Annotated in this window: 15 protein-coding genes; 1 reads left to right on the forward strand and 14 read right to left on the reverse strand. The window is 61.4% G+C overall.

Translation table 11 applies throughout. From position 1 onward, the window contains the following. Positions 1–25: 25 nt before the first annotated feature. Together LB547_RS27265 and LB547_RS27270 are read right to left on the reverse strand one after the other, a co-directional pair. Entirely contained in the window at positions 26–964 is a 939-nt protein-coding gene (locus tag LB547_RS27265) for an ABC transporter permease (RefSeq protein ID WP_140498487.1), read from the reverse strand. A 2-nt stretch (positions 965–966) separates the two neighbouring features. Then, a complete protein-coding gene (locus LB547_RS27270; protein ID WP_140561328.1) occupies positions 967–2,160 on the reverse strand; it encodes a quaternary amine ABC transporter ATP-binding protein in 1,194 nt (397 codons plus the stop codon). A 221-nt stretch (positions 2,161–2,381) separates the two neighbouring features. Here LB547_RS27270 and LB547_RS27275 point away from each other — a divergent pair, with 221 nt between their 5' ends. Then, complete coding sequence (locus tag LB547_RS27275; RefSeq protein WP_140561330.1) at positions 2,382–3,044, forward strand: cysteine hydrolase family protein; 663 nt, start codon at positions 2,382–2,384, stop codon at positions 3,042–3,044. On the opposite strand, the gene LB547_RS27280 is transcribed toward LB547_RS27275, so the two are convergent. From LB547_RS27280 to LB547_RS27335, 12 genes are all read right to left on the reverse strand, one after another. Next, complete coding sequence (locus LB547_RS27280; protein WP_140498490.1) at positions 3,030–3,344, reverse strand: NIPSNAP family protein; 315 nt, start codon at positions 3,342–3,344, stop codon at positions 3,030–3,032. The genes LB547_RS27275 and LB547_RS27280 overlap by 15 nt on opposite strands. 16 nt (positions 3,345–3,360) lie before the next feature. Then, positions 3,361–4,443 (reverse strand): LLM class flavin-dependent oxidoreductase, encoded by a 1,083-nt coding sequence (locus LB547_RS27285; RefSeq protein WP_140498491.1) that lies wholly within the window; start codon positions 4,441–4,443, stop codon positions 3,361–3,363. A 42-nt stretch (positions 4,444–4,485) separates the two neighbouring features. Then, positions 4,486–5,997: an aldehyde dehydrogenase gene (locus tag LB547_RS27290; protein ID WP_140561386.1), complete on the reverse strand. Its 1,512-nt coding sequence runs from the start codon at positions 5,995–5,997 to the stop codon at positions 4,486–4,488. A gap of 4 nt (positions 5,998–6,001) precedes the next feature. Further along, a complete protein-coding gene (locus tag LB547_RS27295) occupies positions 6,002–7,015 on the reverse strand; it encodes a flavin reductase (protein ID WP_140498492.1) in 1,014 nt (337 codons plus the stop codon). A 112-nt stretch (positions 7,016–7,127) separates the two neighbouring features. Then, entirely contained in the window at positions 7,128–9,002 is a 1,875-nt protein-coding gene (locus LB547_RS27300) for a helix-turn-helix domain-containing protein (protein ID WP_140498493.1), read from the reverse strand. 88 nt (positions 9,003–9,090) lie between these two features. Beyond that, a complete protein-coding gene (locus tag LB547_RS27305; protein WP_140567315.1) occupies positions 9,091–10,590 on the reverse strand; it encodes an aldehyde dehydrogenase family protein in 1,500 nt (499 codons plus the stop codon). 81 nt (positions 10,591–10,671) lie between these two features. Continuing rightward, entirely contained in the window at positions 10,672–12,420 is a 1,749-nt protein-coding gene (locus tag LB547_RS27310) for an ABC transporter ATP-binding protein (protein WP_140513441.1), read from the reverse strand. Continuing rightward, positions 12,417–13,175 carry a hypothetical protein gene (locus LB547_RS27315; RefSeq protein WP_140513439.1) on the reverse strand — a complete coding sequence of 253 codons (759 nt, stop codon included), beginning with the start codon at positions 13,173–13,175 and terminating at the stop codon, positions 12,417–12,419. The genes LB547_RS27310 and LB547_RS27315 overlap by 4 nt, the downstream gene beginning before the upstream one ends. An 8-nt stretch (positions 13,176–13,183) precedes the next feature. Next, positions 13,184–14,941, reverse strand: coding sequence for a hypothetical protein (locus LB547_RS27320; protein WP_140513437.1), 1,758 nt, complete (start codon positions 14,939–14,941; stop codon positions 13,184–13,186). 13 nt (positions 14,942–14,954) lie between these two features. Beyond that, positions 14,955–15,695 (reverse strand): ABC transporter permease, encoded by a 741-nt coding sequence (locus tag LB547_RS27325; protein ID WP_224619722.1) that lies wholly within the window; start codon positions 15,693–15,695, stop codon positions 14,955–14,957. Positions 15,696–15,767: 72 nt separating this feature from the next. Next, positions 15,768–16,709 (reverse strand): ABC transporter permease, encoded by a 942-nt coding sequence (locus tag LB547_RS27330; RefSeq protein WP_140498498.1) that lies wholly within the window; start codon positions 16,707–16,709, stop codon positions 15,768–15,770. 190 nt (positions 16,710–16,899) lie between these two features. After that, positions 16,900–18,411: an ABC transporter substrate-binding protein gene (locus LB547_RS27335; RefSeq protein ID WP_181165368.1), complete on the reverse strand. Its 1,512-nt coding sequence runs from the start codon at positions 18,409–18,411 to the stop codon at positions 16,900–16,902. Positions 18,412–18,436: the final 25 nt, after the last annotated feature.

Raw genomic sequence — 18,436 nt, forward strand, 5'->3', positions numbered from 1 at the left:
TCGTTCCGCCTGATCGAGACGGTGTTCAAACCTGCTGGTGGTTCGTTTCGAAACTCCCCGCTTCCTCATTTCTGGGACGCAGCAACTGAGCCAGGGCGGCCCGGATGCCCCGGGTTGGTCCGGCCTTGTCCTGGTTGGCCAGGCCCTGCGTGATGCGATCGAGGATCATGGCTAGCAGGACGATGGCGATGCCGCCGACGGCAGCCATGCCGACATCGAGACGTCCCAGCCCCTGCAGGACCACAAGTCCGAGCCCTTCGGCCCCGATCATGGATACGATCACCGACATGACCATGGCCATCAGTACTGTCTGGTTGAGGCCGCCCAGAATGGTTGGCAAGGCCAATGGAAGTTGGACTTCCCAGAGAAGTTGGCGATCGGTGGCACCGAAGGCCCGCCCCGCCTCGACCATCTCCTTGTCGACAAGACGAATCCCGAGATTGGTGAAGCGGATCAGCGGTGATATCGCCGCCACGATGACCGCGACTGCCCCAGGCACCGTTCCGACGCCGAACAGCATGACCACCGGGACCAGGTAGACGAAGCTGGGCGTCGTCTGCATGACATCGAGCACCGGCCGCACGATGGTCCAGGCGCGATCGTGGCGCGCGCACAGGATTCCGATTGGAATGCCAAGGATGACGCACACCACGATTGCCGTGGCGATGAGCGACAGGGTGGTGATCGCTTCCGCCCACAGGCCCATGAAGGCAATCAGGGTCAGCGAAAGCAGCGTGAATATAGCCACGCCACGCGATGCGGAGCGCCATGCGATGAGGGCAAAGATCCCGATCAGGATCGGAAACGGAATGGCATGGAGTCCATGGTCGATCGCGGTCAGAAGGGTCTCGACGGGCCACTTGATGGTCTGGAAAAGTGGCCGGAAATGCATTGCCAGCCAGCGGACGCCGACCTGGATCCATTGGTCCAGCGGGATGACATAGAGATTATCGACATCCAGCATGGTCAGGCCTCCGCTCCCCGGGATTGCGAGGAAGCCGCCGCCGGAGCGCCAATGCGGGACAGGATCTGGAGTGGATCGACACGCCCCAAATATCGGCCGCCCTCGTCAACAACGGCTATCGGCCGGTCTCGATGGCACAGGCTGGCCACCACCGACAGCTTTTCCGTGCCGCATACCGTCTCATAGTCCTTGCTCATCAATGATTGGATCGCCGAACCATCGGCGAGGCGTGGCAACTGGCGTGGTCCGACGACACCCACGACCTGCATCGAATCGTCGACGATGAACACCGGTTCGCCCTCGGCATCGCGGCCGCCAAACGCACGTCCGTCTAGCCGGAGCGGACTGCTTTCCACCATCACGGAACTCGCATCGAACAGATGGGCCCGGTTGACGTCGCGGGTGAAGGCGGCGACGTAGTCATTCCCGGGCTTGGTCACGATGTCCTGCGGAACGCCTTCGCGCATCACCATTCCATCCGCCATGATGGCGACCCGGCTTCCGAGCTTCAGCGCCTCCTGGAAATCATGCGTGATGAACAGGATGGTCTTGTGGAAAGTCCTGTGCAGGCGCAGCAGTTCGTCCTGCATTTCGCTGCGGATGAGTGGGTCCAGCGCGCTGAAAGCCTCGTCCATGATCAGGACATCGGCATCCGTGGCGAGTGCGCGGGCCAATCCGACGCGCTGACGCATGCCGCCACTCAGCGTACCGGGAAGATGATTTGCCCACGAAGCCAGCCCGACGACCTCCAGCACCTCCATCACCTTCTTCCTGCGCGCGGCGGCTGGCACACCTCGCAGTTTCAGGCCGAACTCGGCATTCTCCAACACCGTTCTGTTCGGCAACAGGCCGAAGTGCTGGAACACCATGGAGATACGCGTCCGGCGGATTTCGCGCAGCCGCGCTTCGCTGGCGCCGGTGATCTCCTCGCCATCGATAAGGATGCGCCCTGCATTCGGCTCGATGAGGCGATTGATGCATCGCGCAAGCGTCGACTTACCGGAGCCGGACAAGCCCATGATCATGTAAATCGAACCGACGGGAACGGACAGCGACACGTCGCTCAAGCCGACGACCTGCCCGGTCTTCTGGAGCACAGCTTCCTTTGTCTCGCCAGACTTCAGCATGGCCAAAGCCGATTCCGGCGATCTGCCGAAAATCTTGTACACGCCCTCGACCGTTATGCGATCCGTCACACCTGTCCTCCACTCCTGGCCTGGCGGACGATAGTCAGCACATTCCAGAGCCACGATCCCGATTAATGAAGATAGAAGTGCACCCGCCGTCTTCCCCCGTTCGGCAGGATACCCGCGTAGCCCAGTGCTACGAAGGAAAGCATACGGCTCGCGGGTTCGATGATATAGGCTCTCCGCTACCCGGATAGGTATAATCCGGGACGCCTGTATGGAGAAACGGCGTGCTGGCTTCGCTTAAAAACCCTGCCCTCATGGTCGTGGACATGCAGAACGATTTCGTGCGCAGGCATGCGCCGATGGAGGTTGCATCCGCGCGCGAAACCATACCTTCGATCGGCAGACTCATTGCGGCGTTTCGCGGCAACGGCAAGCCGGTGGTATTCACGCGATACGTTGCCGACTCCCTGTATCAGGCCCTCGCCGGCAAGCTGACCTGGATCAAGCTGACCGATGCGCCGACCCATGCGTGCGTACCAGGCTTCATGCGCTCCTACGGCGATGTCGAGGGCATGCGGGATGCCGCGGAGGTGATTGACGAGCTTGCGCCACAGGATGGCGATATCGTGCTGGACAAGGTCTATTTCAGCGCCTTTCATGCCACGGATCTTGCCAAGACGCTCAAGCTGCTTGCGGTGGACGGTCTGGTATTCGTCGGCACGGTAGCGGAGATGTGCGTCGAAGATAGCTGCCGTCACGCCGTGCATTTCGGTTATCCCACGATTGTGGTAGAGGATGCTGTTTCTTCCAACCATCCGCCCAGCCGGCAGGCCATGCTCGATGCTTTCGCACGCAACTACGGCTGGGTCATGACCACGGACCGGCTCCTGGATTCTTTCGCGGTCGGGCAAGCGGGAAGCCAGGTCTTGAACCTACCGCAGCGGTGAAAAATCGGTCGGGATCAGGATTCGGTTTTCCATCGTTTCGATATTCTCGGTGAGCTTGACGGTAAACGCCCGCCACGCGGGATCTTCGGCCAGCCGCTGACGCCGCTCGGCGCGGTCGTTCAGGTCGCTATAGCCCCATAGATGCACGACATGGTTGAGAGGTCCGATCTCGGTGCGGAAATAGCCGATCAGGTTGCCCAGGATCGGCTGCTGGATGGCAAGGCCTTCCTCGCTGATAAGCTGCATGTACCTGGCGAGACGGCCGGCCCTTATCTTGTAGATGCGTTCCTCGACAATCATGGCGTGACAGCTCCCATCAGGCGATCACCCGCGACTTTTCCCTGCCCGCTTCCTTCTCGCGCATCGCAAATACGGGCATCACTTCCTTGATGAACAGCGCCAGCGATTTCTTCTGCACCTCAAACGGCAGGTCGAAGGCGAGGCCGAGGCAGAACTGGTCTACGCCCGCCGCTTCATAGACCATCAGCTTTTCGACCACCTCGTCCGGGGTGCCGAAAAGGAGATTGTCGCGGATCGACCGCGGATCGTAGTCGCCGCTGTTGCCAACGGTGTCGTAAGAAACCGCTTCAGGAAAGCCGTTCTTCACCGTGCCGATGTTCTGGAACAGGTTCTCGAAGCTGCGCCCATATTGATAGCTGTAGCGAACCGGCAGTTCCCAGTCCTCGGGACGTTCATACACGCAAGTGCGGCGCAGCATCATGAACCGCGGTCTCGGCACTTCGGGATGATCCTGGACCGCCTTCTTGAACTTGTCGCCGAGAATGCCGATTTCCGCGACCGGCCGCGACAACGGCGTGGAGAGGATGTTGTGGCCATTGCGCACCGCCCAATCGAATGTGCCGGGGTCACGCGCCGCCACCCAGATGGGCGGGTTGGGTTGCTGCAAGGGCTTCGGCACCGAGGTTGCCAGCGGGAAGTGGTAATACTTACCCTCGTGGGCGTAGTCGCCTGCCCATAATTTCTGGACTGCCGGCAGCAGTTCCTGCATGTAGGCGCCGCCTTCCTGTTGCGGGATGCCTCCCGCCATACGGTCAAATTCATACTGATAGGCGCCGCGGGCGATGCCGAATTCCAGCCGCCCTCCCGTCAGGTGATCGCAAAGCGCGGCCTCTCCCGCGAGACGGATCGGGGTCCAGTACGGCGCGACGATGGTGGCGGTGCCAAGCCGGATCTGTTCGGTATGAGCTCCCCACCAGACCAGCAACTGGAACGGGCCGGGCGCGATCGTGAATTCAATCGTGTGATGCTCGGGCGACCAGGCGGTCTCGAAGCCGCCGGCATCGGCCATACGCACCAGTTCCAGCGTCTCAGCCGCCACCTGGCGCATATCCTTGTCGGGACTGAACCTCTCCATGTTCAGGGAAACGGAAAATTTCATGACAATGACCTTTTCGAATATTAGGGAATCGTCGGATGAGCGTCAGCGCAAACGGATTACGAACGGGTCCTGCGTGGCGCCGGAGTAGTCGATGACGACATTCTTCACACGGGAGAACTCGCGCATGACTTCGAAACCCCCGCGCTTGCCGTAACCGCTCTCCTTGAACCCGCCGGAGGGCGACATGTAAGCAGCAGAGCGATACGTATTGACCCAGACCGTGCCGGCATCGACGTTGCGCGCAAAGCGTAGCGCCCGGTCGATGTCGCGGGTCCAGACACCCGCCGCCAGCCCATAATGGGTGTCGTTGGCAAGCCCAATCAGCTCGCTTTCATTGTCGAACGGCACGACGCCCACGACGGGCCCGAAAATTTCGTCGCGCATGAAGCGCATGTCGTTGCGCGCATCCGCCAGAACCGTGGGCTCGTAATACCAGCCGCCGGAGAGGTCGTCCCGCCGCGGCCGGTGGCCTCCGGCAACCAGCCGCGCACCGTCGGCGACGCCGTAGTCCACATACTGCTCGACCTTGTCGAGTTGGGCAGCCAGCGCCAGCGGACCGATTTCCGTGTCCTCATCGGTCGGATGGCCGATACGCACGCGCCTGGTACGATCCGCCAGCTTTTCTACGAATGCGGCATAGATGGATTTTTCGACGAAACAGCGCGAGCCTGCGATACAGGTCTGCCCGGCAGCGGCGAACACGCCGGCAACCACGCCGTTCACCGCGCGCTCGATGTCGGTATCGGCGAATACGACATGAGGCGACTTGCCGCCCAGTTCCATCTGACACGAAACAAGTCGGCTGGCAGCGTTGGCGGCGATGCGGCGGCCGGTTGCCGTACTGCCCGTGAAGGCGATCTTGGCGACATCGGGATGCAAGGTCAGCGCTTCGCCCGCCGTGGCGCCCTTGCCGGTAACGACATTGAAAACGCCAGCCGGGAAGCCCGCTTTTGCAATCAGTTCGGCGAGGGCAAGGGTGGACGCGGACGTATGCTCTGATGGCTTGACCACGACCGTATTGCCAATTGCCAGGCAGGGTGCGAGCGTGCCGGTCAGCAGCATCAGCGGTGAATTCCACGGCGAGATCATGCCCACCACGCCGATCGGCTCGCGCAGCGTGAAGTTCAGCATATCGAGCTTATTGACCGGTATGGTCTCGCCATGCAGCTTGTCGGCCATTCCGGCGAAATAGAGATAGCTGTCCGGCGCCGCGCGCAGTTGCACACGCATCTCTTTCAGAAGCTTGCCGTTGTCACGCGTCTCGATGGCCGCGAGTTCATCGGCGTGTTCCGCGATGAGATCGGCCAACCGGCGCAGCAGCTTGCCGCGATCCGTCTGCGTCAGCCTGCGCCAGGCCGGATCGTGAAACGCTCTTTTGGCTGCCTGCACGGCGGCGTCGACATCATCCGCCCCGGCGTCGGCAACCTCATACCAAGGCGCCGCGTTCGTCGGATCGTAGCTCGGCATGTAGCGGCCGGACCGCGGCGCGACGCGCTCCCCGGCAATGAAAAGATCCTGGCGCGATCCTTCGATCACCTTCAGCGTCAGGTCCATCATCTCATCCCTTCGCGGTTTCTCGGTCGCCGGCCAAGCCGTTAAGCGACCGCCACGGACGCGGGGCGCCGTCTATCATCGCCACCCGGCCGCCATCGCTGGAATCGACGTAGATCCCGAAGCGAGAGTCCGCGCGCTCATGCAGGTAACGGCGCAGCGTTGCGCGTATCTGCCTGATCGGAATGCTGTCCCAAGGCAGCTCTTCATGGGCAAAGAACCTCAGCGACGGCGACAAATCCGGAATTTCGCCAGGCGGGCCCGCGAGCGCGCCACGGTAAACGACATAACCGGGCTGCTGGTCGGCCACATCGAAGACCGAATAGAGAAACGCATCGCTGGTGAGCGGCGCAACCACGCCGCCGCCTTCGAAGCTGAGCATGTCGCCCGGCTTACGGTGCGTTGCCGTCGGCAGTTCCCAGCCTCCGGCGCCATCGTCGCGCAGCAGGATGCGGCCGTCATGCTCGACCAGGTAGCCGATGATCATGCGATGGGAAGGCGTCCAGCCAGGCGGCATCGGATCTTCCACGCAGACATAGCGCCCCCGGCAAAACCCTAGCGGAGCGGCAGGGCTGGTGCCGAAAGCACGCACCCGGCCGATCAGGATCACATGGTCTCCCGCCTCGATACGGTCATGCACCGTGCAGTCGAACCAGGTAAGGCTGTCGGTGAGCACCGGCGAGCCCGTATGCACGGTAGTATGGGCTATCGTCTCGAACTTGGAGAGTGACTTCGAGGCGAAGAGGCTCGCCACCTCCTTCTGGCGCTCGTGCAGTACGTTGACGGCGAAGCCTTCGGCCGTGTTGAATGCCGGAAAGCTGCTGGCGCTCTTTCCTATGCAGACGAGCAGCAGCGGCGGCTCAAGGGAGACTGAGGTGAAGGAATTCGCAGTCATGCCGCGCGGCGAACCATCTTCGTCCCGCGTCGTCACCACCGTGATGCCCGTGACGAAGGTGCCGAACGTTCGCCGCAGTTCCACTGGATCGATCGTGCTCAGCTCTTTTTCCCTCTTGTCCGTCATGCGTCCTGCCTCTCCAGGAGGGTGGAAGGATAAAGGGACGTGAGAGAGGGTCTTCCTGCTCTACGTAGGAGAGGCGGCAGTTAGACTCCTAGGACACGAAGCAGAGACCGCATCAGACAGGTTGCTCCCGGGCAATGGTCTCGTTGAGGCGTATTGCCAGTTCAAGCGCGAACCGACGTTCGGGTGAATCGATCTCGATGCCAAACAGTTCCTGGATACGGTTCAGGCGATAACGAAGCGTAGTAACATGCAATTCCATCGCGTCCGCGCAGGCCTGGCTGCGGCAACCGTGTTCCAGAAAGACGGTCAGGGTCCTGATATAGTCCGTTGCATGCGCCTCGTCGTGACGCACGACCGCGCCAATGGCGATATCCACGAACGACCTCACTTCCTTGCTGTCGGCCGCCGAAAGCAGCAGCGGAAAAGGACCGAAGTCCTGGGGCGCAAGCAACCCGGTACGGTTGAAGCGGACGGCAAGACGGATCATGCGCTCGCATTCAAGCCATGCCTGGGGATAGTCGTGAATGCTCGAACAGGTCTTACCCGCCACGATGATCGGCTTGGTGCCGATCAGCCACTGCGTTTCCTCGATCAGCTTGCGCACAAACGTCTTGACCACCGTGTCCGCGTCGCGGGGCGCGTCGGGAATGCGGCACAGAATGATCTCGCCCAATGCGGCGGCGGTCGCCTGCGGCGCCAATTGGCCGGCGAGCCGCATGATGGAGCGGTGCAGTTCGGGTATAGTCTTGCCCTTTTCCGGCACAGTTTCCGGGAGGCCGATCGCGACCAGCCTGGCGGTGGCGTTTACGTCAATGCCGAGCCGGCGCGCCCGCGCCGTCAAATCGTCCACGTTGCGCCAGTTGCCGGAAACGATTTCCATGAACAATTCGCTGGAAGTCTGCGATTCCGTCTGGAATCGTAAATGGCTCCGCATCAACTGAACGCTGAGCGCGAACCGAGCGCTCTGAAGAAGAAGATGATCGAGGTCGCCGAAATTGGCGTCGAGCGAAAACACGATCAGCGCCCCTACCGTCTTGCCATCCACGACCAACGGCTCCACCGCCGCCGGCAGGTTGAGGTGATGGCCGCCGCAGTTCAGGTACAGCTTGCGCATTTCAAGCCCGGCCTGGTCCGAGATATCGCGAGCAAGACGGAGAAACTGGCGGCTCATGCAATCGTCCATCTCCTCGCGCCAGCGGTCGGTGTCGATGAGGTCCGGCTTGGGCGAACGTCCGGCAACGACCAGGTTGGCAGTCAGATCCACCACGACGATTGCGTTCGGCAGGAAGGTTTCGACCATGGAAGCCGCGGATGCGACGGAACCGTCCGACAGGACCTGGTGCATCAGGGAGGAATGCGCGGCAAGTGCGTTTTGGAGTTGCGCGGCGGCAGCATGTTCCGCCCTTAGCCTGTGGGCCTTGTCCACGGCTATGGCGCCCAGATGGACGATCGTCTGCAGGAATGCGAGATCGGCCGCTGACAGATCGACAACGTCGCGCGACTGCACCGACAAGACCATCGCGCGGTCTTCCATGTCCCGGCAGCCCAGAGGCAAAACCACGACAGTGCGATAACCGCGCTGGATTGCCTCTTCCCGATAGCCCGGAAATTCGATGCTCTCCTGGGCATCGCGAATGATCACCGGATCATTGCGGGTCAACGCGATGAGGGATGGACTTGTCGCCAGCGTCCAGCGGTTGCGATAGGACTTCGTCAACTGGCTAGGATCATGCCGGGTCACGACCACAGCATTGCCATCCGCCTGATCGATGCTCATCACCGCCGCCATCGACCAAGCATCGTGTTGGCATGCCGCATCGACAAGGTGCTGCAGCGTTGTCTCGAGGTCGACGCTGGAATTGATGAGGCTGGTCACGTCGCGCAGGACGCGTGACAGCGGGCGATCCAAAGCGCTCAACAGAACCTCGCTGCTTGCCGGTACTCGATCGTTACATAGCCTTCCTGGTCGATGGCGCGCCACAGTCATATTCGTTACCGGGGGTCATGCCGCCGCCATATGGCCGGCATGGATAGGATCGACCTTGCCGGCTGTTCGCGAAAGGTTTGGCAGGCCTTCAAAGCGACATGATGACCGACTTGGTCTCCGTATAAAGGTTCAGCCCTTCCTGTCCCCGTTCCCTGCCCCAGCCGGATTGCTTGAAGCCGCCGGTGGGTATCGCCGCGTCCACCGAGCCGTGTACGTTGACCCCGATCCGGCCCGCGCGAATTCGCCGTACCATCTTGTGGGCGACGCTCAGGTCCCGCGTCCAGACGCTGCCAGCTAGTCCGAAGATGCTGTCATTCGCCTGCCGCGCGATCTGTTCCAGGTCGTCGTCATCGAAGCTCATGGCGCACAGGACAGGACCGAAAATCTCTTCCTGCACCACCGCCATGTCGGGTCGGGTATCGGTCAGCACCGTCGGCGCAATGAAGTTGCCTTCATTGCCTATCCGCGTGCCGCCAAACGCCACCGTTGCACCGGCGCTCCTGCCCTGCTCGATATAGCTCATGACGCGGTCGCACTGGACCGGGGAAATGACCGGCCCCATCTGGACGCCTTCGCTGAGGCCATGACCAACGCGGATGTTCCCCGCCCGCTGGCCGATCCCATCCACGATCTGGTCGAACACCTTCTTGTGGGCGAACAGCCGCGATCCTGCGGTGCAGACCTGGCCGCTATTGGCAAAAATGCCCTGCGTGACACCGGGAATGGCAACCGACATGTCAGCATCGGGAAAGACGATGACGGGCGACTTCCCTCCCAATTCGAGCGACACTTTCTTCAAATTGCCCGCGGCAGCCTTGACGATGATGCGGCCGACCTCGCTGGAACCCGTAAAGGCAACCTTGTCGATCTGGGGGTGCGAGGCTATCGCTGCGCCCGCCGTAGGTCCAAAACCGGTCACGATATTGATCACGCCGGCGGGAATGCCGGCCTCCTGGACCAGTTCACCGAAGCGCAGCGCCGTCAGCGGCGTCTGCTCCGCCGGCTTGAGCACGATCGTGCAGCCGGTGGCCAGCGCCGGAGCTACCTTCCAGGCCAGCATGAGCAGTGGCGCATTCCACGGAATGATCTGCCCGACGACGCCGACCGGCTCGCGCACCGTGAAGGCATGGTACTTGTCCGGCGCAGAGATCGAAATGGTTTCGCCTGTGATCTTGGTCGCCCAGCCCGCCATGTAGCGGAACATATCCACGCTGAGCGCGACGTCGGAATTCCGGGCATTGGCAAGCGGCTTGCCATTGTTGAGAACCTCCAGTTCGGCCAGTTCATCGGCGTTCTGTTCCAGCAGATCCGCCAGTTTCCAGATGAGACGTCCACGTTCGCTGGGCGTGATGCGGCTCCATGGGCCTTCTTCAAAGGCCCGCCGCGCAGCTTTGACGGCATTGTCGATATCGGCGGCGCCGCCCTCCGGAACCTGTGCAATTATGCGTCCCGTGCCCGGATCATATGTGTCGAAAATCTTCCCGGACTGAGCCGGCACCCATTTTCCATCGATAAGGAGTTTTTTCTCCTGGCGTAAAAAGGACGCCGCCTTCTCTCCAATTCGGAACTGATCAGCATGTGTGTTCATCGAATTCTCCATAGGTATCGGGAAGCGCCTTGCCCGGATTCGTTCAAGGGCGTCCATCTGAAGCGCCCTCGTTAAAGCTTGTCACTCGATCACGAAGTGGTCGGGTCCGACCGCGCGAGGCTGCCGGTTCGGCGGAATGAAATCGAGCGGCCGCACGGGAGACGGCAATTCCGTCACTGGCTTGCCGATCAAGCGGTGCCTGTCCGCGGCCGGCTCCGGGTTCGGCACCGCTGCCATCAGCTTCTGGGTATAGGGATGTTTCGGATTCCCTATCACCTCGCGGCTGGGCCCGATCTCCACGATCTCGCCAAGATACATGACCGCCACGCGGTGGCTGACACGTTCGACAATGGCCATGTCGTGACTGATGAAGAGGTAGGACAACCGCAGGTCCTCCTGCAACTCAAGCAGCAGGTCGATCACCTGCGCCTTTACCGAAACGTCGAGCGCCGAGACGGCCTCGTCGGCTATAATGACCTTCGGGTCGAGCATCAGGGTCCGCGCAATGCAGATTCGCTGACGCTGTCCGCCGGAAAACTCGTGCGGAAGACGGGTGATCATCGACGGTTCGAGGCCGACACGCTCCAGAAGATGTTTCGCCTTGTCCAGGGCCTTGGCCCTGGTCGCCAACCCATGGCATAGCAGGGGCTCCGCCAGGATCGCACCGACGTTTTGCTTCGGGTCCAGGGAACTGAAAGGATCCTGGAAGATCATCTGCACATTGCGCCGGAGATCCGAAAGATCGGACCTGTTGTCGCGCCGCACCGTGCGTCCGTCGAAGACCACCTCGCCGGAATCCGGAGGATTGAGAAACAGGATGCTGCGTCCGGTCGTCGACTTGCCGCAGCCGGATTCGCCAACCAGCGACAGCGTTTCTCCAGGCATGATGTCGAAGCTCAGACCCTCGACGGCATGGAGACGCCCCACCTTGCGACGCATCGCCCCGCCACGCACGTCGAACCGGGTCACCAGCTTGCGCACGCTCAAAACCGGCTTCGGCACAGCATCCTTGGCGGGCGCGCGGTAGGAGCGGGCGACGCCTTGCCCCAGGCGGGGGACCGCGTCGATCAGCATCCTCGTATAGTCCTCGCGCGGACGCTCGAAAACGTCCTTTACTGCTCCCGTCTCCACCACGCGTCCCTTGTGCATGACCATGACGCGGTCGGCGATGTTGGCCACTACGCCCATGTCATGCGTGATGAACAGGATCGCAGTGCCGGTATCGCGCTGGACCTCGTTCAGGAGATCGAGGATTTGCGCCTGTATCGTCACGTCGAGCGCTGTTGTCGGCTCGTCGGCGATAAGCAGCTTCGGCGAGCACGCCAATGCGATGGCGATCATGATCCGCTGCCGCATCCCCCCGGAGAACATGTGAGGATAGTCATTGAACCGCCGCCGCGCGTCAGGAATGCGAACGCGGTCGAAAAGCCGGATGCCCTCCTCCCGCGCCTCGGCATCGCTTAAGGGTCGATGCTGGCGCAGCATTTCCTTGATTTGGGTGCTGACCTGCAGAACCGGGTTCAGGCTCATCATCGGTTCTTGGAAGATCATGCTGGCAATGCCGCCACGCACCCGCCGCAATGTCGATGTCGACGCCCCCACCACTTGCTGGCCATCCACGATGACCGAACCGGTCACTTGGGTATTGCCGGAAAGCAGTCCCATGATCGTCATGGAGGTGACGCTCTTGCCGGACCCCGACTCGCCGACAAGCGCCAGCGTCTCGCCAGCATGGATGGCCAGATCGACATCATGCACCACCTGATGCTTGCCGAAAGCGACGTTGAGGCCTTTTACCTCGACCACTGGATCGGATTTCCGTTCACTCATGAGTTTGGCGCCGGTGCAACAGTGAAGCCCGCCTGCGAGCGAGAGCGCTCCGAAGTTGGAGCCCAGGTGAGCATTTCGAGCGCGTACAGCGCATCCAGCGTCTCGCGCGACAGGGGAATGCCCTTCTGGTGCGCCATGGCGATCTTTTCCCGAGGCCGAACGGCAACGTGCCCGGACGCCTTCAGTTCAGGCCTGCGGGCGCTGACCATGAGAAGCGCGCAGCCCGGCGTCAGCCCGGCGGCGTCGATCGATTCCAGAACCGCCGTGTCCTCACCGAGGAGCGCCGCCAGGGCATCCCGGCCCCGGCCCGAATAAAGCACACCCCGTGCGTCGGGGTCAGCCAACAGCCAGTCGAAGGTTCCATCCCTGGCGATGATGCCGATAGAGGAGAGATTGTAGTCCATCGCACCGACCAGCGTGGCCGGAACAAGCGACAGCTCGGTCGCCGCCAATATCCGGCACATTTCCCATTTGGCGCCGCCTGCATGCGCGGCGAGAGCATCGATCGCGGCAGGTCCCGTTTCCAGAAATGAAACGCCGGCGGCGTCCAGCATCGTGAGCCCGTTCGATTTCCGGTAGCGGAAGCCATGGGAGGGCCGCGGTCCCGCCTGGCGAATTTCATCCAGAATAGCCGGATCGAGCGCCGCACCTGTTGCAACGAGATGAGCGCCCCGGTCAGCGGTTCCGAACGCGTAGCCCAGCGCCCTGAGCGACCACGGCAGGACGCGAGTCAGTTCGGAATAGGCAACAAACATGCTCGTGCTCACAGGGCGACCTCATTCTCATGCTTGCGAACCCGGGAACCCGGCCTGCCAGGCTCGAGGAATTCCGAAGGCAGCGGCTGGTCTTGGAAGAAAGTCCCCCGCACATAGCGGATGCTGAGCGGCGTCGAGCCGCGAATGCCCAGCGACGCAAGGAAAAACCGTATGAGATCGGCGGGGACGAAATCGCGATGCGCGAGCGGATCGCGTATTTCCGCATAGAGCAGGCCATCCAGATATTGCACCCGCGAAATGGCGTAATGCAAGTCCGGATGGTCGAGGACGACGTCGCCGGCGCGCTCCTTGTCACCACGGCTGACCAGCACCGCCGCCAGCCTCTGGATCAATCCGATATGATCGATGAAGGATTCGAAACGCTCGTGCGGGTCGATGACCCGCTCGCCGCGCCTTTGTTCGCCATTGTCGATCGAATGGTACCAGAAGTGCTGATGGGTTTCGGCAAGCGTGCGGTCGGCGGTGAGAGCCCAGACGTAGTTCCTGCGCAGGATCTCGCGCAATTCAGCGACCGTCATTGCTGGCTGCAATTGCCGCTTGCGGGCTGCGCCGATCTGGAAATAGGGCGCGATGGCGTCACAAAAGTCCGGTACCACGTCGAGAAGTACGCTGTGGAACTGCTCACTGGTCTCGCCATCCATGACTTCTGCGACGTGCGCAGCAACGTCGCCCCAGCACCGAAACTGTCCTTCGCGCAGGCTTGCCGATATGCGTGTCAGGTTCTCGATGATGGTTTCGTTGGCCACCACGTAGTCCTGCGTCTGTGGGTCGGTCTGCGCATAGATGCGGATGGTGCTCTCTATCGAGCCGCGGACAACTGAAATGCTTCCCGCATCGACCGGCAGGCTTTTTGCGTAGCCAAGAGCCGCCTCGCGTACGGTCACCCATGTGGCGACCCAATGCGGCCAGCGCTGGAGGGCAACGCACATGCCCTGGCCTGAGGAGTTGCCTATTCCAAGCCCGCGCGCGATCGAAATGTCGAGCTGCGCTGCGTCCGGATTGCGCCGCCGCGCCACGGCATTGACGAGATCGATGGAGACGAGCCGCACCAGGTAGATGGCGAAGATATCCGCAAAGAACGGGTGCGCCAGCGGATGCCCCTCGGGAATGCCCGGATAGGAAACCGTGCCATTCCGGCCGCTGCTTTGAAAGCCACCGTTCCGCATGAGATAGGCGATGCCGAGCTCGGGGGCGGGCTGTTCGCCGCGGGACAGTGCTTCGACTACGGCGTCGAAATGCCGGCTGCTGCGATTGGCCGGGGTCCAGCCGACCACATCCGAATCCGTACGCATCTGGCCTTCAGCCTTGATGTCGAATGTTTCAAATTCCCGCTCGATACGCTGTTGGCTGGCAAGATTGACGAAGAGCGCGCCGAACATGTCACGGTCCGCGCCATCGGAGCGGCGTCCGACTTTTTCGATTCCGTCCCATGGATATGCTCGGGCAATATAGGAGAAGGAATGGCCTTCCGCGTCGATCCGGTAGACGAATCTCGCCGCGCCGTCATCGCCGCATTCCGCCGAGATCATCCTTATCTGCCAGCGTTCGCGAACGATCCTGCGCAACAACATGTCGGCAAAACTGACGCGCGAAGCCTTGAAGCAGCGAAGGTTCTCCACACGCATCAGAACATCCGCCGGCCGCATCCATCGCCGCGCTTTCAGGGCACCTTCCCGGCCGGCAAACTCCTGCAGGCGTTGTTCTATGAATGCCGGCAGCGGCGGCTCGATCTGGTTAGACGTCATTTCCCTGTTCCAATCAGCGATCATTGCGGGACGCGGCCTCGTTCATGCTCGACCCGACAAGATAAAATGTGAAAACTGTAAGGGCGACGGCAGCGCCCGGCCCGAGGCTGAGCAGCGGCAGGATCGGCAGGAACATCGAACCGTCGCGTACCATGCCGCCCCAGTCCGGAGCCGGCGGAGGAACGCCCAGCCCCAGGAAGCTGAGGCTTGCGGAGGTGAAGATCGCGAAGGCCACATTGATTGCGAACTGCGCCCACACCACGCGCATCGTGTTTGGCATGATATGATGGCGGATGATCCAGAAAGAGCTTGCGCCCGTGGCGCGCGCAGCTTCCACGAAGACCATTTCCCGGACGACGAAGACCTGACCACGAACCAGCCGGGCGACCGTCGGCGCGGTGACGACACCCAGCGTGACCGCCAGGTTGACCACCGATGGCCCGAGCATCGCGGTGATGATCAATGCGAGAACGAGCCCCGGCAAGGCGATGAAAATGTCGATGATCTGGACGAGGACAAAATCGATCCAGCCACGGAAAAATCCGGCGATCAGGCCAATGGGGGCGCCGATCAGCACAGCCACTATGGCCGCCGAAGCGCCCACCTGCAGTGAAACCCTTGTTCCGTAGATGACGCGCGACAGCACGTCCCGGCCAAGTTGATCCGTGCCAAGGATGTTTTCAGCCGAAGGCGGGCCGAGGACGTTTACCGTCGTGGCGGTCGGGTGCAGGGGCGCGATCAAGGGCGCGAACACCGCGATCAAAGTGATGATCACCAGAAGCGTCAGGCCAAGGACCAATCGGAATGGAAGTTTTCTCATTGGATGCTAAGCCGATGTTCGCACGAGCGGATTGACGAGGCTGTAGGTCACGTCCGCCACAAGGTTGAGGATCATCACGCCGACGATGATCACCATTCCAACCGACAGCATGACAGGAAAATCCCGGGACGAGATCGCTTCCACCAGAAGCCGGCCCATGCCCGGCATCGAAAAGACGGTTTCGGTGACGACCGCGCCGCCAACCAGTTGTCCAAGCGAAAGACCGGCATAGGTGATCAAGGGCAATATGCTGTTGGGCAGAATGTGCCGGTAGGAAATGCGCGCCTCGGACAGCCCCTTCGAACGCGCGGCCTGGATGTAGAGGCTGCCTTTCACCGATTGGTATTCGGCTTTATAGACGAGCGTGAAGGAGCTGAAATAAAAGGTCGTAAGCGTGATGACGGGCAGGATCATGTGGATGAGATGCTGCCCGGCGCCCCGTGACCACGGCGACCATCCGGTCGTCGGCAGCCAGCGGAGCTGAACCGAAAAAAGGTAGATCAGCAGCAGTCCGAGAAAGAAATTGGGCACGGTGATGCCGACGATGCTGACGGCGGCGGTGAGCCGCTCCACCAGCTTTTTCATGAACGTCGCCGAATTGATCAGCGTGGCCCCCAGGAATGCGATGAGGATCGCCCAGGATGCCAGCTCAAGCGTTAGAGGAAGGGCATCCGCGATCATTTGCGCGACAGGCTGTTGGGTGGAATAAGACCGGCCCAGGTCGCCCGACAATGCGGCGCTGATCCAGTTCCAGTAACGCGACAGGATGGGCTGGTCGAAGCCTAGCTTCGCGTTGAGTTCGGCGATCGATTGAGGGGATGCGTTCTCCCCCAGCATGATCGCCGCCGGCGTCCCCAGAAAGGACGTCACCGACGTGAACAGCAGAAACGTCAGAACGATAACGTTCGGAACCATGATCGCTATGCGGGAAAGTACAAGCGCAAGCATGCCGGCCTCAGTTCATCGCGAAGGATTGAAGAAACGTCTCCGGGGAGCCCGTCTCGCAAAGCGGGCGGTTGGGGCACATCCGATGGGCGGCGGTCATAATGGCGATCAAGTTCCTCTACCGGTTGCAGGCGGGACCGGGTCTACCCGCGCCAGACGCCGCGGCGCGGCGCGCCGCGGCAACGCATGAAGATCAGGCCTGCGTTTTCCAGACGTAACGGAACCGCGGGATCTCGTCCGGCATCGGAGCGAACCCTTTGACGGTGTTGCGCATGGCGTTGAATTCGATGCTGAACCCGACGGGCATGTAAGGCAGATCGGCAGAAATCTGACGCTGGATCTTTTCGTACAATTCCTTGCGGCGCGCCTGATCGGAAATTACCCGCGCTTCATCGATCCATTTGTCCACTTGGTCATTCTTGTAGCCCGTGGAGTTCGCGGTGCCTTTGCTGGAGAAGAGATAGTGGATCAGGCCGTCGGGATCCGCCCGTTGCGTCCAGCGCATCGGCGTGAAGCGTATCTCGCCTGAGACCGCCTTTGCGTAGTAGTCGCTTTGGGGGACCGGCTCGAGCTCAATGTTGAGGCCGATCGCGTCGAGGTCTTCCTTGGCAAGTTCGGCAAAGCGTCGCAGCGTATCGCCGCTTGGCGCCGCAAGCTTGATGGTGGTGCCCTTCAGGCCGGAATCAGCCACGATCTTGCGCGCCTTTTCCGGATCGTATTCGTAGTGCACCAGATCGGTTGGGGTCCACCACAGGCCGTCTGGCGTGAAGCTGTCGGAAATCTTGCCTTGCCCCGCCCATATGATCTGGTTGATGCGGTCGCGGTTGAGGCCATGCGCGATGGCCTGGCGTAGTTCCGGCTTGTTATATGGCTCGGCGTCCCACCGCCACTGGTAGGAATACCAGACGCCACCCTTCGACGGCACAAGCTCGATGTCCGGGCTGGCCTTGGAAAGGCGCGTATCCAACGGATCAAGCTGGCTTATGAAATCCAGTTCACCGATGGCCATGCGCTGAATGCCGACGACGTTCGTCGGAATGTCATGGAAGGTAATGCCGTCGAGATATGGCATTCCCTTCTGCCAATAGCTGTCGTTCTTGGTGAGCGCGATGCGCGACCCGCGGACCCATTCGCCGAAAACGAACGGACCGGTCCCGACAGGATTGGAACCGACGTCGCTGCCGTATTTCTTGGCCGCAGTTGGCGAAGCCATCAGCCCTGCGCGGTCGGCAAACAGCGCCAGCAGCGGCGGATAAGGTTCCTTCATGTCGATGGCGACGGTGAATTCATCCAGCACTTCGACATTCTTGACGCCTTCCAGCAACTTGAGCTGCGATGAGTTGCCTTTCGGATCGAGACGTGCATCAAGGTTCCATTTCACGGCCTCGGCGTTGAACGGTGTGCCGTCATGGAACTTCACGCCTTCCTGCAGCTTCAGGACCACGCGCTTGCCGTCGTCCGAAAACTCCCAGCTTTTCGCCAGGGCAGGCTTCAGGGAGAAGTCCGCCTCGGTCTCGAGAAGCGTATCGAATATCAGGAAAAGGATCTGCCGCTCGGTCCATTGCGACGACTGAAGCGGGTCGAGCGTGCGGACGTCGCTGATGAAGCCGACGTTGAGCATGCCGCCGGTGACCGGCTGGGTATCTTGAGCCAGCGCTACCGCCGGCAAAGAGGCCACGATTGCGAAGCCGCTGACGGCGGCCATAAATTGCCTTCTATCCATGACAAAT

It is taken from the genome of Mesorhizobium sp. B264B1B, assembly GCF_020165765.1.
Lineage (GTDB): Bacteria > Pseudomonadota > Alphaproteobacteria > Rhizobiales > Rhizobiaceae > Mesorhizobium.

Coding starts and splice junctions, on each gene's coding strand:
- LB547_RS27280 (WP_140498490.1), bottom strand. CDS start 3,344: ATGATTGTCGAGGAACGCATCTACAAGATAAGGGCCGGCCGTCTCGCC.
- LB547_RS27335 (WP_181165368.1), bottom strand. CDS start 18,411: ATGGCCGCCGTCAGCGGCTTCGCAATCGTGGCCTCTTTGCCGGCGGTA.
- LB547_RS27315 (WP_140513439.1), bottom strand. CDS start 13,175: ATGTTTGTTGCCTATTCCGAACTGACTCGCGTCCTGCCGTGGTCGCTC.
- LB547_RS27320 (WP_140513437.1), bottom strand. CDS start 14,941: ATGACGTCTAACCAGATCGAGCCGCCGCTGCCGGCATTCATAGAACAA.
- LB547_RS27305 (WP_140567315.1), bottom strand. CDS start 10,590: ATGAACACACATGCTGATCAGTTCCGAATTGGAGAGAAGGCGGCGTCC.
- LB547_RS27265 (WP_140498487.1), bottom strand. CDS start 964: ATGCTGGATGTCGATAATCTCTATGTCATCCCGCTGGACCAATGGATC.
- LB547_RS27285 (WP_140498491.1), bottom strand. CDS start 4,443: ATGAAATTTTCCGTTTCCCTGAACATGGAGAGGTTCAGTCCCGACAAG.
- LB547_RS27290 (WP_140561386.1), bottom strand. CDS start 5,997: ATGGACCTGACGCTGAAGGTGATCGAAGGATCGCGCCAGGATCTTTTC.
- LB547_RS27295 (WP_140498492.1), bottom strand. CDS start 7,015: ATGACGGACAAGAGGGAAAAAGAGCTGAGCACGATCGATCCAGTGGAA.
- LB547_RS27300 (WP_140498493.1), bottom strand. CDS start 9,002: ATGACTGTGGCGCGCCATCGACCAGGAAGGCTATGTAACGATCGAGTA.
- LB547_RS27330 (WP_140498498.1), bottom strand. CDS start 16,709: ATGCTTGCGCTTGTACTTTCCCGCATAGCGATCATGGTTCCGAACGTT.
- LB547_RS27310 (WP_140513441.1), bottom strand. CDS start 12,420: ATGAGTGAACGGAAATCCGATCCAGTGGTCGAGGTAAAAGGCCTCAAC.